This window comes from Chitinasiproducens palmae (assembly GCF_900095735.1).
GTDB lineage: Bacteria > Pseudomonadota > Gammaproteobacteria > Burkholderiales > Burkholderiaceae > Chitinasiproducens > Chitinasiproducens palmae.
In genome coordinates, this window is the sequence record NZ_FNLO01000018.1 from 41,678 (window position 1) to 57,558 (window position 15,881).

A 15,881-nucleotide genomic window follows, 5' to 3' on the forward strand; every position below is an offset into this window, starting at 1 on the left:
CTACAGCACTACAGCACTACAGCACTACAGCACTACAGCAACGGCGTGGCGGGGTACGCCGGCAAGGGCGCCGCTCGACGCATGGCGCACCGATCCCATCGGCCGAGCGTGGCCCGGCCGAGAACCACCGGTACCCGCCGTGCCGCTGGCAGGCGCCCGCCTGCCGGACTATCCAATCGAGCACCAGACCCCGTCGCGCACCAGCGCGTCGGTCTCCTGTCTGACGATGCGATACAGCGCCTTCATCGCGAGCGTCGCCTCCTTCCGGGGCGAGAACGCGACGGACAACACGCCGGGCAGGGCAGGCTCGACGATCGGGCGGGCCCGCAGCGCGCCGCGCTCGATCCGGCGCCGTACCGCCGCGAACGGCGCGACGCTGACGCCCTGGCCGGCTTGCACCAGGTCGAGAATCGCGACCATCGCATCGATCTCGAAAGCAAGATTCACGGTGAGCGCCTGCGCGTTGGCGGCATCGTCGACCAGGGTGCGCAGCCCGTGCGGCCGTGCCGGCAGGATCCATGGCAGGTGCGCGGCCTCGGCGAAACGAATCGGCGTCATCGCGCTCGCGGGCGTGTCCGCAGGTATGTCCGCAAACGCGGCCGAGCCGGGCGGGCCGACCAGCAGCAGCTCGTCCGAGAGCAGGGGCTCGATGCTCACCGTACTGTGCGGCGCGGCGTTGTACAGCACGCCGATGTCCAATTGTCCGCTCAGCAACCACTCCAGCATGTAGCCGCTCAGTCCCTCGCGCAGCCGCAGACGAACGTCCGGAAACTCCGCGCGGAAGCGTCGCACCAGCGGTACCAGAAGGAAGTCGCCGAGCATCGGTGGAATGCCCATCGTGACGGTTCCGCCGGGCACCGTGCGCAGCGCCTGCATGCGGTTCACCGCAGCATCGCTGCGTTCGAGGATCTCGCTGGCGTGCGCGAGGAACGCCTGGCCCGCTTCGGTGAGCGACATGCCGTGCCCGTGCCGGTACAGCAGCGGTGGTCCCAGTTCCTGCTCCAGAACCTGGATGTGACGCGTCAGCATCGACTGGCTGACGCCGAGGATCGCGGCCGCCCGCGACAGGCTGCCCTCACGGGCCACCACCTTGAAGTATTTGAGCTGTTTCAACTCCACGTTGACGTCTCCTGGTCTCGTGTCCGGCGCTTCATCGAGCACCTTTGGTATAGGCATCCGCAAGCCGCCCCGCGCATGGTTTCCAGGCATGCATAACAGGTATGCGTGCGCTTGCCGCCGCGCCTGACTAGGCTACGTATCGCAAGCAGAAAGAACCACGGAGACGACATTGCATGGAAGAACTCAGGCTGCTTAGCACGACCGCGATACTGGGCTACGGTTTCGCGCAGGAAGCGTTCGAGGCCGGCCTCGAACGCCGTCCGCACCTGATCGGCGCCGACGGCGGCAGCTCCGATCCGGGGCCGTACTATCTCGCGGCGGGCGAATCGTTCACCTCTCGCATGGCCACCAAACGGGATCTCAGGCTGATGCTGACCGCTGCCGTACCGCGTGGCATCCCGGTGATCGTCAGCACCTGCGGTGGCGCGGGTGGCGCGCCACATCTGCAGATGATGGTCGAACTCACGAAGGAAATCGCGCGCGAGGCGAGTCTTGCATTCAAGCTGGCGGTGATCAACTCGGAGTTGTCGAAGGATGTGCTGATCGAGCACGTCGAAGCCGGCAAGGTGCGACCGCTGTACGGGCTGCCGCAGATGACACCGGCGATGGTCGAGCAGGCCGTGCGGGTGGTCGGCGCGATGGGGCCCGAGCCATACATCGCCGCGCTCGACGCGGGCGCGCAGGTGATCCTGTCCGGACGCAGCACGGATCCCGCACCGTGGGCCGCGGCGGCGATCCGAGCAGGCTTTCCGCCGGAGCTGGGCTGGTACGCGGGCAAGATGCTCGAATGTGGCGCCGAACCCGCGCTGCCGAAGCGCGAGGGCTGCCTGCTCGCGACGCTGCGCGACGACCACGTCGAGCTCGAGCCGATGCATCCGGAGCAACGCTGCACGCCCCGCTCGGTCGCCTATTTCGCGCTGCACGAGAACAGCAGCCCGATCCATCATCACGAGCCGGGCGGCATGCTCGACACCTCCGCTTGTACCTTCGAAGCAGTCAGCGAACGCGCGGTGCGCGTTGCCGGCATGCGCTGGCAGCCCGCGCCGTACACCGTGAAGCTGGAAGGCGTGGCGGCGCGGGGCCATCGCGTCGTGACGCTTTGCGCGACCCGCGACCCAGTGCTGCAAGCCGGCATGGACGCCTACCTCGTGCGCGCCAGGGAGATCGTCGCGGAGAAGGCGGCGGCCTTCGGTGCGCCGGCCGAGACCTACACGCTGGGCTTCCGTGTGTACGGCCAGAACGGCGTGATGGCCGAGCGTGAACCCATGCCAAGCGGGCAGCGGCACCCGCACGAGACGGCCATCGTCGCCGAGGTCGTCGCGCGCGACCGTGACACGGCAAAGGCCGTGCTGGCGATCGCCCGCACGACGCTGCTGCACGCGGAGTTTCCCGGGCGCCTGTGCAAGGAAGGCAATATGGCGATCCCGTTTTCGCCGTCCGATCTCGACCTCGGGCAGGTTTATCACTTCTCGATTTGCCACCTGATCGAACCGGCGCACGCGCTCTCGCTTTTCCCGATCCAGTACGAAGACATCGGAGGTCTCCATGCCAGCCATCAAGGACATCGCGAGCGTGTGCCGCAGTAAGAATGCGGGCCCGTTCATGGTCACACTCGACATTGTTTTCGAGACCGACGACCTGTTCGATCGCGTCGCCGCGACCGGCGTGCTGACCCGCGAGCGCTTTGCCACGCTGTACCAGGTTCGTCCGGAACAGGTGCAGCTCACGCCATATCGCGCTGCGCGCGCGTTCAAGGCGACGCTGCCGCGGCTGGTGTCTTCCGGCGATGTCGGCGATACCGACGTGTACGGCTCACAGCAGCACGCCCCGATGCTCGACCTCGAGATACCGATCGACATGGAGCGTGCGCGATGAATGCGGTCGAGATGTCGATGCATGCGCCAGCGGCGGCGGAGGATGCGGCGCTGGCGATGCAGGCTTCGTTCAAACAGGCGATGCGCCGGCTCGCGGGCGGCGTCGCGTTGCTTGCGACGGTGCACGACGGCGTGCGGCACGGCATGACGGTCACGGCCGTGTCCTCGCTGACGATGGAGCCGCCCGCGCTGCTGGTCTCGGTCAATCGCAGCGCTTCGGCCTTTGCTGCCTTCGCGGCCAGCGCGCGCTTCAGCGTCAACCTGCTGGCCGAGGCACAGGCCGACTTGGCGAGCGCCTTCGCGCGCAAGCCGGACGGCGACGCGCGTTTCGCGAACGGTGCGTGGCGCACGGGTGTGCACGGCATGCCGGTCCTCGACGGCGCGTTGGCGTCGATCGTTTGCCGGGTGCACGACACGGTGACGTTCGGCACGCACGCGATCCTGATCGGCCGCGTCGAACAGTTGGCGGTTGGGCCACTGGCACTGGACGAGCCGCCGCGTGCGCCGCTGCTGTTTCTCAGCGGCCAGTTCGGCGCGTTCCGGCCCATGCCGCGCTAGGGAGGCTTCGCGATGTTCGATCCGAATTACGAACGCAGCAATTTTCCGCGCGTCCGCCCGGCGTGGCTCGCGCTGTCGGAGGAGTCCGCGCTGGAGCCGGAACTCGCAGTGATCGACCCGCACCACCACCTGTGGGACGTCGAATCGGCACGCTATCGCGCCGCCGATCTCGTCGCCGATGCGGCGGCCGGGCATCGCGTGCTCGCAACCGTCTTCGTCGAATGCAAGGCGCATTTCGACGCGACGGCGCCCGCCGCCTTCCAGCCGGTGGGCGAGACACGTTTCGCGGTCGAGGAGGGGCGCATTGCCGCTGCATGCCGTGGCGGGCATGACGGACTGGTCAAGGGCATCGTCGCCTACGGCGACCCCGACGCGCCGCATGCGCGCGAGGTGCTCGCGGCACACGCGGCGGCGGGGCAGGGACGCCTCCGCGGCGTGCGCGTGCGCGCGGCGTGGCACGCTGATCCGACGTTCAGCGCGCCGGCCGATGGTCCGACCGAGGCGACGATACGCTCGGCCGCGCTGGATCGCTACTGCGAACTGCTGACCGAACTCGGCCTGGTGCTGGACCTGTGGGTCTATCACACGCAACTCGACGACGCGGCGGCGCTGGCTGCGCGTCATCCGGGGCTGCGCATCGTGCTGGATCACTGCGGCGGCCCGCTCGGCATCGGCCCCTATCGCACGCAGCATGCACAGGTGCGCGCGGCGTGGTCGACGGCGCTTGCCCGGGTCGCCGCCGAACCCAATGTGGTGGTGAAGATCGGTGGTCTGGCGATGCCGCGCACCGGTCTCGGGTTTGCCGACCAACCGTCGCCGCCGACGGGCGCCGCGCTGGCCGAGCGCTGGCTGCCCTATGTGCGGACCTGTATCGACCTGTTCGGCCCGCAGCGGTGCATGTTCGAAAGCAATTTCCCGGTGGATAAGGGCAGCGCCAGCTACGTGGCTGTCTGGAACGCATTCAAGCTCAGCTGCGCCGGCGATCCGGCCGACGACCGCCGCGCGATGCTGGCGGGTACCGCACAACGCATCTATGCACTCGACGTGACGGGGCCGGGGGAGGTTGCAGTGTCCTAGCAGGCCCGACGAGCCATCCGGCAAGGCGCGAGCAAAAGGGATCACCCCACCGGCGCCCGGATCCAATGGAGGAGACAAGTGAAGAATCGACGCATATTCATCTATGTGTTTCTGTTTTCGCTCACCAGCATCAACTACATTGATCGCGTCGCGCTTTCGGTTGCGGCACAACCGATCGCGCACGAGTTCGGCATCGGCCCGATCCAGATGGGCTTCCTGTTGTCGTCGTTCATCTGGACCTACTTCGCGAGCCTGATCGTCTGGGGCCTGGCGCTGGACCGCTGGGGCACGCGCTATGTCAACGCCGCCGGCATGGCGATCTTCTCGCTGGCAACGGTGGCAACGGGTTTCGCGTGGAACTACGCGTCGATCCTGTGCACCCGGCTCGTAATGGGCGCCGGCGAGGCGTCGTCGTTTCCAGCCGGCGGCAAGGTCATCCGGGAATGGATGCCGGCCAGCGAACGCGGCGTGGCAGCCGCCACGCTGAACAGCGGTTCCTATGCGGGGCCGGCGATCGGGGCACTGCTGGTCGCGTTTGCGGTTCAGCTTTTCGGCTGGCGCACCGGCTTCATGATCGTCGGCGGCTCGGGTGCGATCTGGCTTTTCTTCTGGCTGCGCTATTTTAGGAAACCGGAGGAAGCGGCCTTCATCGGCGACGACGAGCGTGCCTTCATCCTGCGCGAGCGCAACGGCGGCCTGCCCGAGACGAACGCGGCGCCGACGCTGTCGATCGCCGACATGCTCCGGTCGAGCAGCGTGTGGGGCCTGCTGATCACGCAAGGCTTCGGCTCCTACGCCCAGTTCCTGTTCCTCACGTGGCTGCCGAGCTATCTGCAGACCGAGCGGCATCTCGACATCGTCCGCAGCGGCTACTTCACCGCGCTGCCCTATGCGCTGTCGGTGCTGCTGGCGCTGCTGATCGGCCGCGCCAGCGATCGCCTGCTCACCGCCGACGCCTGTCGCAACGGCGGGCGCCGGAACATGGTCGCGTTCTCGATGCTGCTGACCGCGGTTGTGCTCGTCACGCCGTTCGTCGAGGACATGTGGTTGATGGTGGCCGTGTTCACACTGTCGCTGACCGGCGCGCAAGCGGCGCTGGCAATGAACATCGCGTTGATCGGCGACCTGCTGCCGTCGTCCGCCGAGGCCGGCCGCGGCACCGGCTTGCTGATCACGGGCGGCGCCTCGTTCGCGATGATCGCGCCGATCGCCACCGGCTATGTGGTCGCCCTCACGCACAGCTACAACAACGCGTTCTACATCGCCGGCGTGCTCGCGGTGGCGGGGGCGCTGGTCGCGCTGTTGATGACGCGCGCGCCGATCCATCGGCAAGCGGGGGCGGCGCACGCTCCCGGTGCGTCGATCGGCGTTTGAGCCGCTTGCGCCGCATCGAAACACCCACCACGACCGCCGGCCGTCCGGCCGCGCGGCGCGAACCTGGAGACCAACGATGGCAAGCAAACCCGCCAGGCAAATGACGCTGATCGGCTTCCTGCAGGCACAGAACTGCTCCACCTATCCCGGCTCGTGGCGACACAGCGCCGCGATGCACGATTTCACGACGCCCGAGTACTATCAGCGCATCGCGCGTACGCTGGAGGAGGGCAAGTTCCATCTGGCCTTCTTCGACGACCGCCTCGCGATGCCGGACATCTATGGCGACGACCACGCCGAAACCGTGGCGCACGGCGTGCGCGCGGTGAAGATGGACCTGATCTCGATCCTGACCGCGATGGGCATGGCGACGTCCCGTCTCGGGCTCGGCGCAACGTATTCCACCACGTACTACGAGCCGTTCCACATTGCGCGCACCTTCGCGACGTTCGACCTGATGACCAGGGGGCGCGCCGCATGGAACGTGGTGACGTCGCTCAACGATTCCGAAGCGGCGAACTTCGGCCAGAGCGAACATCTCGAACATGATCTGCGCTATGACCGTGCCGACGAGTTCGTCGAGACGGTGATGGGCCATTGGGACAGTTGGGCCGACGACGCGCTGATCCTCGACAAGGCCAGCGGCCGCTTCGCGGACCCCGACAAGGTGCGCCGCCTCGATCATCAGGGCCGCTTCTTCAAGTCGCGGGGACCGTTCACCGTGCCGCGCTCGCAGCAGGGGCATCCGGTGCTGATCCAGGCTGGGCAGAGCGGACGGGGCCGGACCTTTGCGTCGCGCTGGGCCGACCTGATCTTCGTCGTCTATCCGAATCTCGAGGTTGGCAAGAAGCAATACGCGGAAATGAAGCAGGCGCTCGCCGATGCGGGACGCGATCCGGACGACGTGAAGATCTCGACCGCGTGCTACACCATCGTCGCGACGTCCGACGAGATCGCGCAGCAGCAACGCGAGTACATCGACTCGCTGGCCAAGCCGATCGATTCGCTCGCGCTGCTCTGCGAGGTGCTCAACACCGACTTCTCGACGCGCGGTTACGACGACCCGTTCAGCGACGCCGAGATGGCGGCAATCTCCGGCTGGACCGGGTTTCGTGACCGGGTGGTCACGCTGTCCGGCAAGCGCAATCCTTCGGTCAGGGACTTCGTCGACTTCTCGAAACGCGCGCGCATTCAGGAGTTTCCGGTTTTCTGCGGGACCCCGAAGACGGTTGCGGATCAGATGGAGCAGTGGTTCGTCGAGGGAGGCGTCGACGGGTTCGTGATCTCGCCGACGCATGTACCTGGCGCATACGAGGACTTCGTGCGGATGGTGGTGCCCGAACTGCAGCGACGGGGCCTGTTCCGCAAGGAATACCAGGGTGCGACGCTGCGCGAGAATCTTGGCCTGGCCATTCCGAAGGCGGGCGACTGGCGCAAGCAGGCTTATCCGGGCGGCGCGCGCATTCGCGCGGCGTGAGCGGCGAGCCCCGCCCGCGCGGCACGCCGGAAGCCAAGGTGCGGCGCGGCCACGCGGTTCCGGCAAGGAACGTGCGCGGACGAGCCGACGTTGCGCGGGCGCGGGGCAATGCACGTTTTCATGCCGCGGCGTGCGCCGCGAGCGTCGCTACGCAGGCATCGGCGACTTCCCGGCCCTTGACTGCCATGTGGTTCGAGAAGAAGCCAATGTGCTCCGCGCCGCCGTGGAACTGATGCGGCGTCAGGACGGCCGAGAAGACCGGCGTGAGCGTCTCGAGTTGTACCTGCATCAGACCGCTGATCACGGCCTGCGCGACGAATTCATGACGATAGATGCCGCCATCGACGACCAGGCCGGCGGCGATGATCGCGTCGTGTGCGCCGCATCGAGCGATTCGCTTCGCAAGCAGCGGTAGTTCGAAGGCGCCGGGCACCTCGTGGCAAGCGACCGCCGTGGGGTCGATGCCGGCGGCGGCGAGCTGGTGCAGAAAGGCGTCACGGCAGCGATCGACCAGGTCGCGATGCCAGCATGACTGGATAAAGGCAATGCGGGGCCGGTCCGCTGGCGCGTCGATGCGCATCACAGTGCGGCCCGGTAGATGTCGAGCGCGGACTGCTCGGTCATCTCGCGAGGGTTGTTGACCAGCAGGCGTTGCTGTTTCATCGCGTCGCCCGCCAGCATCGGCAGATCGGCGGCGGCGACGCCGACCTCGCGCAGCGTGCGCGGGATGCCGGTGGCGACGACCAGCGCCTCCATCGCATCGATGAACGCATACGCCTTTTCGTCGGTGCCTGCCTGCGCGGCGAATTCACACCCCAGCGTCTCGGCCAGCTCGGCGTAGCGGGACGAGGCGTGCGGCGCATTGAAGCGCAACACGTGCATCAGCACCAACGCATTGGACAGGCCGTGCGGCACGTGGAAGTGGCCGCCGAGCGGATAGGCGAGCGCATGAACCGCGGCCACCGGCGCGTTCGAGAAGGCCTGGCCGGCGAGGGTGGCGCCGAGCAGCATCGCCTCGCGCGCCTGCCGATTGCCGCCATCGCGGCAGGCGCGCAGCAGGTTCGGATACAGCAGACGCAACGCTTCCTTCGAGAGCATGTCGGACAGCGGGTTCTTCAGACGCGCCGAGGTGTACGCTTCGATCGCATGCACCATTGCGTCGATGCCGGTCGCGGCAGTGGCCTGCGCGGGCAGCCCCAGCGTCAGCTCCGCGTCGAGGATGGCAAGGTCTGCGTACAGTACTGGCGACACGACGCCACTCTTGGTCGTCGCGCCGGTCGTGACGATCGAGATCGCGGTCACCTCGGAACCGGTGCCGGCGGTGGTCGGCATCAGCACCAGCGGCAGCCGCGGGCCTTCGACCTTGCCAACGCCGTACATCGCGTCGAGCGATTGCGAGGACGCGCACAGCACCGCGATCAGCTTGGCAACGTCCATCGAGGAACCGCCGCCGAGGCCCAGCACCACCTCGGCGCCGCTCGCGCGCGCGCGCGCCGCCGCGTCGAGGACCACGTGGTCGGGCGGATCGGCGACCACGTCGTCGATCACGTTGACCTGCCAGCCTGCATTGGCCAGGCTTTGCAGCGCGGGGCGCAGCAAGCCGCTCTCGTTCAGGAAGCGGTCGGTGACCAGGACCAGGCGCGTCGCGCGATACCGTTCGCGCAGCAGTTCGCCGACGCGGCGCGCGCTGCCGTAGTCGACGATCAGCGAGGGCACGGTGGCGAAGCTGAATGCAGTCACGGCGGCGCTCACGACAGTGCTTCCTCGGTGTCACTGACCAGTTCGCGGAAGCCGCGGTTGTAGTACACGAGCGGTGGCGCGTTGCCCAGTTCGACCGCCTCGACCTCGCCGATCAGCACGGTATGGTCGCCCGCAGGGTGGGCATCGCGCGCGCTGCACAGCAGCGATGCGGCAGACCCTGCAAGCATCGGTGGATGCGGATCGTCCGGGGTGCCGTAGCGGAATTCGTGCGGGCCGAACTTGTCGACGCCCTTGCGCGCGAAGTGCATCGCCACGTCCTTCTGGTCCTGCGAAAGGATGTTGATCGCAAAGCGGCTGGCCTGCAGGAAGGCGGGATGCGACTCCGCTGCGTTGGCAAGGCAGACCAGCACCAGCGGCGGATTCATTGAGACGGACGAGAAGGAACTGGCGGTGAACCCCCAGTGACGGCCTTCCGCGTCGGTCGTGGACACGATGGTGACGCCGCTCGGGAAAGTGGCGAGGGCATCGCGGAAGGTCTGGTTGTCTTGCAACGTCATCGAACGGTCTCCTGGTTCTGGACGGGCGCCTGGCCGTGTCCGAGGCATGTTCCGAGTCTAGGAGCATGCCTCGCCAAAGACAATTTCGATCTTGCTACGGATTGATCGACGAATCGAATAGATCGCCCGTGTCGGCGTCGGTGCGCGCCCGCGCAGGCGCGCTCAGCGCGTTGGTGCGCCGCTCGCCACCACCGCGCCGAAGTTCGCCTGCAGATGCCTGGCGAAGCCAAGCGCCGCAGCGCTCGGCGGCGTGTCGCGCGAACGCAGAATGCCGAAGCTGCGGGTCAGGCCGACGTCGGCGACCTGCAGCGTGGCACGTGTATCGCGTGCATAGCGATGCGCCATCGAGCGGGGCAGGAAGGTGGCACCGAGGCCCGCATCGACCATGCCGAGCAGCGTGCTGAGATTGGCCGCGCGATGCATCGGGCGCAGGATCAAGCCGCGCCTGTCGAACTCGCTGGCCAGCGTGTCGCGCAGCATCGAATAGCGGTCGAGCAACATCAGCGGCAGTTGCGCGAGTTGTTCCAATGTCGCGGCGCCGGCCTCGGCAAGCGCATGACTGCGCGGCACCACCACCAGCATGTCTTCCTCGGTCAGCGCCTCGAAGCTGAGTTTGCTCGAATCGTTGTCGAACGCGACCACCGCAAGATCGGCCTCGCCCGATTCGATCGCCGTCACCACCGCTTCGTACTGCAGGTCGCGCAACTGCACCTGCACGTCGGGATGGCGCTGGCAGAAGCCATGGATCAGGGACGGCAGCATGACCGCCGCAATCATCGGCGTGGCGGCCACCACCACGCGCGAGCGCGCTGCTTCGGCCTCGCCCTGGAACTCCTGCAACAACTTGCGCAGGTCGCGCAGCGCGAGTTCCGCGCGTTCGCGCAAGCGCACGCCTGCGGGCGTCGGTTCGACATGCCGCGTGGTTCGTGTGAGCAGGCGCGTCTTCAGCATCGATTCGAGACGTTGCACGCGGGCCGTCACCGAAGGCTGGGAAATATGCAGGCGCTTGGCCGCTGCGCTGAAGCTGCCGAATTCCACTACTGCGAGAAAGGTTTCAAGTTCGACGAGGTCGAAACGCAGTGTGACTGGCGATGCGAGATTCGCGCCCTCGTCCGGCTTGTCGGGCGGCATGACGGCGTCTCCGATGGTTTTATCAGCTATGGCTATGAGTCTATCTCATAAAGGAAATAGTGTCCGCGCCGGCCCGTCGCGATAATCGATGGCATACCGAAAGTATCGGCGCGCGGCTGTCGCGCCACACGATCGAAACGACGTGGCCGCCGATGCCGGACAGCCTCGCAAGGAGACAGCATGAAGGAAGAGATCAGGATTCTCACGCCCAACGGCATCCTCGGTTACGGGATACCGGTCGCCGATTTCTGGCGCGGCGTCGAGCGGCAACCCGACGCGATGATCGTCGACGGCGGATCGACCGACCCCGGTCCCTACCTGCTCGGTTTGCCGAAGACGCTGGTCACGCGCGAGGCGTACGTGCGCGACCTGACGCTGATGCTCGAAGCGTGCGCGACCCGCAAGATTCCGATCTACATCAGCTCGGCCGGCGGTCCGGGCATTCGCGAGCACGTCGACTTCATGGTCGACGTCATCGCGGAAATCGCGCAGCGTGACGGTTACCGCTTCAAGGTGGCGAAGATCTACTCGGACGTGGATGCGTCCGTGGTTCGCGATGCGTTCGCTCAAGGCCGCATTGCGCCGTGCGGCTCGGCACCCGCGTTGCAGGAAGCGGATATCGATGCGTCATCGCACCTCGTCGCGCAGATGGGCGCGGAGCCCTTTGCCAAGGCGCTGCGCGACCATCCCGACCTGGACATCATCGTAGCGGGCCGCGCCTACGATCCGGCCCCGTTCGCGGGCCTCTGCATGCTGCACGGCATCGAGCCCGGCATCTTCTGGCACATGGGCAAGATCGTCGAATGCGGCGCGAACTGCGCGGAGCCGAAGGGCAAGGTGATCCTTGCGACCATCCGGCGCGACAGCTTCGACCTGGAACCGATGAGCCCGGACGAGCGTTGCACGCCGGCGTCGGTCGCCGCGCACACGCTCTACGAGAAAACGCGACCGGACCTGCTGACCGGGCCGGGCGGCGTGCTCGATCTGCGCGAGGCGCGCTACGAGCAGATCACGCCGCGCGCGGTGCGCGTTTCCGGCAGCCGCTTCATGCCGGCGGAAGACTACACGGTGAAGCTCGAAGGCGCCGGCGTGGTCGGCATGCGCACCATCTTCATCGGCGGCATTCGCGATCCGATCCTGGTCGGACAGATCGACGACTTCCTGGCTCGCGTCACGGCGGCGGCGCGCGCAACGTATCCGGAGCTCCGCTCGGGCGAGGCGACGCTGAACTTCCACGTCTACGGCAAGAACGGCGTAATGGGCAGCTTCGAGCCCCTTGCCGACGCGGTGCCGCACGAGATCGGCCTGCTGGGTGAAGTGACCGCGCCGACGCAGACGCTCGCGAACGCCATCTGCAGCAGCGTGCGCATCGATGTGCTGCACACGCCGTATCCCGGCCAGGTCGCGACGGCGGGCAATTTCGCGATTCCGCTCAATCCGCCCGAAAACCCGATCGGACCGGTATGCCGGTTCACCGTGTATCACGTGATGAAAGTCGATTCGGCCGTAGCGCTTTTCCCGATCGACGTCGTGGAGATTGGAGCATGACGACTGAACCGCACAAGACGTTGCGCGAGCTGGCGAAGGTGGTGCGCAGCAAGAATTCGGGGCCGTTCGAGATCACCTTCGATGTGATCTTCGACGATCCGCAAGTCTACGAACACGTGAAGGCGAGCGGCGTCCTGGACGAGCGGCTGATCTGCCGGCTCTACAACGTGACGCCGCAGGACATCGTCGCGATGATGTTCTTCGATCCCGCCCGCGCGTTCAAGTTGACGCTGAAACGGTCGTGGGCGCAGGGCAGCGTCGGCGAGCGCGACACCTTTGGCGCGCAGCAACACGCGCCGCTTCTCGACGTGGCGATCCCTGAGCCGCGGCGCGGCGCGGCCGCGCCCGCGACAGCGGCCGCCTGAGGCCATGCCCGCTCCAACAGCGGCGACCGCCTCGAAAGTATCAACGCCACGACATCGATATGACGGAGACAAGTGACATGACGAAGGCAACCACGCGCCAGATGACGCTGATCGGTTTCCTGCAGGCGCAGAACTGCTCGACCTACCCGGGCTCCTGGCGGCACAGCGCCGCGGTACAGGATTTCATGACGCCGGAGTACTACCAGCGCATCGCGCGTACCCTCGAAGAGGGCAAGTTCCATCTGGCGTTCTTCGACGATCGCCTGGCGATGCCGGACATCTACGGCGACGATCATGCGCAGACCGTCGAACATGGCGTGCGCGCGGTCAAGCTCGATCCGACGCCCATCGTCACGGCGATGGCAATGGCAACCAGCCGCCTTGGGCTGGGGGCGACGTATTCGACGACATATTACGAGCCGTACCACATCGCGCGACATTTCGCGACGCTCGACCTGATGGCGAAGGGCCGCATCGCGTGGAACGTGGTGACGTCGCTCAACGACTCCGAAGCGGCGAACTTCGGGCGTGAGATGCATCTGGAGCACGACCTGCGCTACGATCGCGCCGACGAATTTCTCGAGACCGTAATGGGCCATTGGGACTCGTGGGAAGACGACGCGTTGATCCTCGACAAGGACAGCGGGCGCTTCGCGGATCCGGCCAAGGTGCACCGGCTAGCGCACCAAGGCCAGTATTTCAAGTCGCGCGGTCCGCTGACGGTGCCGCGTTCCGAGCAGGGCCATCCGGTACTGATCCAGGCCGGCCAGAGCGGCCGTGGCCGCGCGTTCGCGTCGCGCTGGGGCGAACTGATCTTTGTGGTCTATCCGAATCTGGCGGCCGGCAAGAAGCAGTACGCCGAGCTGAAGCAGGCGGTCGTCGCGGCTGGCCGCGATCCGGAACAGGTGAAGGTTGCCACCGCCTGCTACACGGTGGTGGCCGAGTCCGAGGAGATCGCGCAGCAGCAGCGGCAGTACATCGATGCGCTGGCCAGGCCAATCGATGCACTGACGCTGTTGTGCGAGGTCCTGAACACCGACTTTTCGACGCGCGATTACGACGCACCGTTCACCGATCAGGAGATGAAGGCGATTTCGGGATGGACCGGGTTCCGCGACCGCGTGGTGATGTTGTCCGGCAAGCCGAACCCGTCGGTACGCGATTTCGTCGAGTTCTCGAATCGCGCGCGGCTCAACGAATTCCCGGTCTTCGCCGGTACCGCCAAGACGGTGGCCGACCAGATGGAGCAGTGGTTCGTCGAGGGCGGTTGCGACGGCTTCGTGATATCGCCGACCCATGTGCCCGGTGCTTACGAGGATTTCGTTCGGCAGGTGGTGCCCGAGTTGCAGCGGCGCGGCGTGTTCCGCAAGGAATACGAAGGCGCGACGCTGCGCGAGAACCTCGGGCTGGCGCGCCCCAACGCAGGCGACTGGCGCAAGCAGGCCTTTGCCGGCGTGAATGGCGAAGCGCTGCGCAAGGCCGGCTGAACACAGGAGCACGACACCTTCGACGAAAGGGGCGCGCGCGACGAACGCCTGCGTTGCGCATGCCGACAACCATAAGATCAGGCGGCAGGGAGACAGCATGGTCAGCGATTCGGATATCCGGCGCGTGTCGATCGCTAGTGCGATCGGCACGACGCTCGAGTGGTACGACTTCTTCATCTTCGGATCGGCCGCCGCGCTGGTCTTCAACAAGCTTTTCTTTCCGGCCTTTGATCCGGTTGCCGGCACCATTGCCTCGCTCGCCAGCTTTGCGGTCGGCTTCATCGCGCGGCCGCTCGGCGGCATTGTGTTCGGCCATTTCGGTGATCGGATCGGACGCAAGGCCATGCTGGTCCTTAGCCTGACGATGATGGGCGGCGTCACGTTCCTGATCGGTCTGCTGCCCACTTACGCATCGATCGGGCTCGGTGCGCCGATCCTGCTGACCCTGCTGCGGTTCCTGCAGGGCTTCGCGGTGGGCGGCGAATGGGGTGGCGCGACTTTGATGGTGATCGAGCATGCGCCGGCGAAGAAGCGCGGCTTCTACGGCAGCTGGCCGCAGATGGGCATTCCCGCCGCGCTTCTGCTGTCCACCGGCGTGATGGCGCTGACGGGCGCCATGACCACGCCCGAGCAGTTCGCGGATTGGGGCTGGCGCATTCCGTTTCTCCTCAGCGGGCTGCTGGTGGCGGTCGGTTTCGTGATCCGGCGCAGCGTCTCGGAATCGCCGAGCTTCAAGCGTCTGCAGCGCAGCCATGGCGAGGCGCGCCTGCCGATCGCCACCGTGCTCAAGACGCAGAAGAAGCGCACCGCGCTCGTCATCGCCTCGCAGGCCGCGGAAAACACCAGCTTCTACATCATCGCGGTGTACTCGCTGGTCTATCTGACACAAAACCTGCACGTGTCGCGTCCGCTCGCGCTGCGCGCGCTGATGATCGGCGCCTTCTTCACCTTTCTCGCGCAACCGCTGTTCGGTGCGTTGTCGGATCGCATCGGGCGCAAGAAGGTGTTCATGGGCGGCATGATCTTTCTCGGCCTGTTCATGTATCCATTCTTCGCGATGCTAGATACCGGCAGCTATCCGATGATCGTGTTGGCGATGACCCTGGCACTCACCATCGGTCAGGGCAGCACGCAGGCGGCGCAGCCCAGCCTGTTCGGCGAGCAGTACCAGGCTGCCATTCGCTACAGCGGCGTGTCGGTCGCCTATCAGTTCGCGACCGTCATCTGGAGCGGTCCGACGCCGATCCTCGCCGCGCTGTTCGTGTTGTGGGCGGGCAGCTACTGGCCGCTGGTGGCCTACGTCGGGATTGCTGCCGTGATCTCGGTGCTCGCGATCGTGCCGCTGCGCGAAGCCGCGGGCCGTGAACTGGGCAGCCTCGAACCGCTGCCGGGCGACGCCAGCGAGACCGCGTCGCGCAGCGCGACGGCCTGATGCGCCAAGCGTCGCGCGACCGCACCGGCAGCACCGGCAGCACCGGCCGCCTGCCGTCGGCCCCGGCCATGCTGCCGAGCCGGGCTGGCCGACCGGCCTGGAGGTGAGGTTGGCTTGCGGTGCCGGTGCGCATGCCGCCCGACGTACCGAGCGGAGCGCGGACGCTCGCACGCCTCGAACC

The 15,881-nt window shown here is 66.7% G+C and carries 15 protein-coding genes; 10 read left to right on the top strand and 5 right to left on the bottom strand.

All coding sequences use genetic code 11. The features are described from left to right. Positions 1 to 168 precede the first annotated feature (168 nt). The gene (locus tag BLU54_RS22280) at positions 169 to 1,119 is read right to left on the bottom strand and encodes a LysR family transcriptional regulator (RefSeq protein ID WP_170845269.1); all 951 of its coding nucleotides are present in this window, start codon (positions 1,117 to 1,119) and stop codon (positions 169 to 171) included. Positions 1,120 to 1,292: 173 nt separating this feature from the next. Between BLU54_RS22280 and BLU54_RS22285 the strand changes: the two genes are divergently transcribed. The 6 genes from BLU54_RS22285 (at position 1,293) to BLU54_RS22310 (ending at position 7,479) form a co-directional block, all read left to right on the top strand. Beyond that, positions 1,293 to 2,705, top strand: a complete 1,413-nt coding sequence (locus BLU54_RS22285) for an acyclic terpene utilization AtuA family protein (protein ID WP_091913259.1) — start codon at positions 1,293 to 1,295, stop codon at positions 2,703 to 2,705. Continuing rightward, positions 2,665 to 2,994: a DUF4387 domain-containing protein gene (locus BLU54_RS22290; RefSeq protein WP_091913261.1), complete on the top strand. Its 330-nt coding sequence runs from the start codon at positions 2,665 to 2,667 to the stop codon at positions 2,992 to 2,994. The genes BLU54_RS22285 and BLU54_RS22290 overlap by 41 nt, the downstream gene beginning before the upstream one ends. Next, entirely contained in the window at positions 2,991 to 3,551 is a 561-nt protein-coding gene (locus BLU54_RS22295; protein ID WP_091913263.1) for a flavin reductase family protein, read from the top strand. The genes BLU54_RS22290 and BLU54_RS22295 overlap by 4 nt, the downstream gene beginning before the upstream one ends. 12 nt (positions 3,552 to 3,563) lie before the next feature. After that, positions 3,564 to 4,628, top strand: a complete 1,065-nt coding sequence (locus BLU54_RS22300; protein WP_091913265.1) for an amidohydrolase family protein — start codon at positions 3,564 to 3,566, stop codon at positions 4,626 to 4,628. A gap of 78 nt (positions 4,629 to 4,706) precedes the next feature. Next, positions 4,707 to 6,002 (top strand): MFS transporter, encoded by a 1,296-nt coding sequence (locus BLU54_RS22305; RefSeq protein WP_091913267.1) that lies wholly within the window; start codon positions 4,707 to 4,709, stop codon positions 6,000 to 6,002. 76 nt (positions 6,003 to 6,078) lie between these two features. Further along, complete coding sequence (locus BLU54_RS22310) at positions 6,079 to 7,479, top strand: LLM class flavin-dependent oxidoreductase (protein ID WP_091913269.1); 1,401 nt, start codon at positions 6,079 to 6,081, stop codon at positions 7,477 to 7,479. 118 nt (positions 7,480 to 7,597) lie between these two features. Here BLU54_RS22310 and BLU54_RS22315 read toward each other — a convergent pair whose 3' ends face one another. The 4 genes from BLU54_RS22315 to BLU54_RS22330 all read right to left on the bottom strand — a co-directional run bounded on the left by BLU54_RS22315 (position 7,598) and on the right by BLU54_RS22330 (position 10,868). Continuing rightward, entirely contained in the window at positions 7,598 to 8,059 is a 462-nt protein-coding gene (locus tag BLU54_RS22315; RefSeq protein WP_091913271.1) for a 6,7-dimethyl-8-ribityllumazine synthase, read from the bottom strand. Continuing rightward, positions 8,059 to 9,219 (bottom strand): iron-containing alcohol dehydrogenase, encoded by a 1,161-nt coding sequence (locus BLU54_RS22320; RefSeq protein ID WP_091913339.1) that lies wholly within the window; start codon positions 9,217 to 9,219, stop codon positions 8,059 to 8,061. The genes BLU54_RS22315 and BLU54_RS22320 overlap by 1 nt, the downstream gene beginning before the upstream one ends. An 8-nt stretch (positions 9,220 to 9,227) precedes the next feature. After that, on the bottom strand, positions 9,228 to 9,737 hold the full coding sequence (locus tag BLU54_RS22325; protein WP_091913272.1) for a flavin reductase family protein: 510 nt from the start codon (positions 9,735 to 9,737) through the stop codon (positions 9,228 to 9,230). Positions 9,738 to 9,899: 162 nt separating this feature from the next. Then, positions 9,900 to 10,868, bottom strand: a complete 969-nt coding sequence (locus BLU54_RS22330) for a LysR family transcriptional regulator (protein ID WP_091913274.1) — start codon at positions 10,866 to 10,868, stop codon at positions 9,900 to 9,902. 180 nt (positions 10,869 to 11,048) lie between these two features. On the opposite strand from BLU54_RS22330, the gene BLU54_RS22335 reads away from it, so the two are divergent. From BLU54_RS22335 to BLU54_RS22350, 4 genes are all read left to right on the top strand, one after another. Further along, positions 11,049 to 12,416, top strand: coding sequence for an acyclic terpene utilization AtuA family protein (locus BLU54_RS22335; protein WP_091913276.1), 1,368 nt, complete (start codon positions 11,049 to 11,051; stop codon positions 12,414 to 12,416). Next, complete coding sequence (locus tag BLU54_RS22340; RefSeq protein WP_091913278.1) at positions 12,413 to 12,781, top strand: DUF4387 domain-containing protein; 369 nt, start codon at positions 12,413 to 12,415, stop codon at positions 12,779 to 12,781. The genes BLU54_RS22335 and BLU54_RS22340 overlap by 4 nt, the downstream gene beginning before the upstream one ends. Positions 12,782 to 12,858: 77 nt before the next feature. After that, complete coding sequence (locus BLU54_RS22345) at positions 12,859 to 14,268, top strand: LLM class flavin-dependent oxidoreductase (protein ID WP_091913280.1); 1,410 nt, start codon at positions 12,859 to 12,861, stop codon at positions 14,266 to 14,268. Between the two features lie 97 nt (positions 14,269 to 14,365). Next, entirely contained in the window at positions 14,366 to 15,700 is a 1,335-nt protein-coding gene (locus BLU54_RS22350; protein ID WP_091913282.1) for an MFS transporter, read from the top strand. The last annotated feature ends 181 nt before the right edge of the window (positions 15,701 to 15,881 follow it).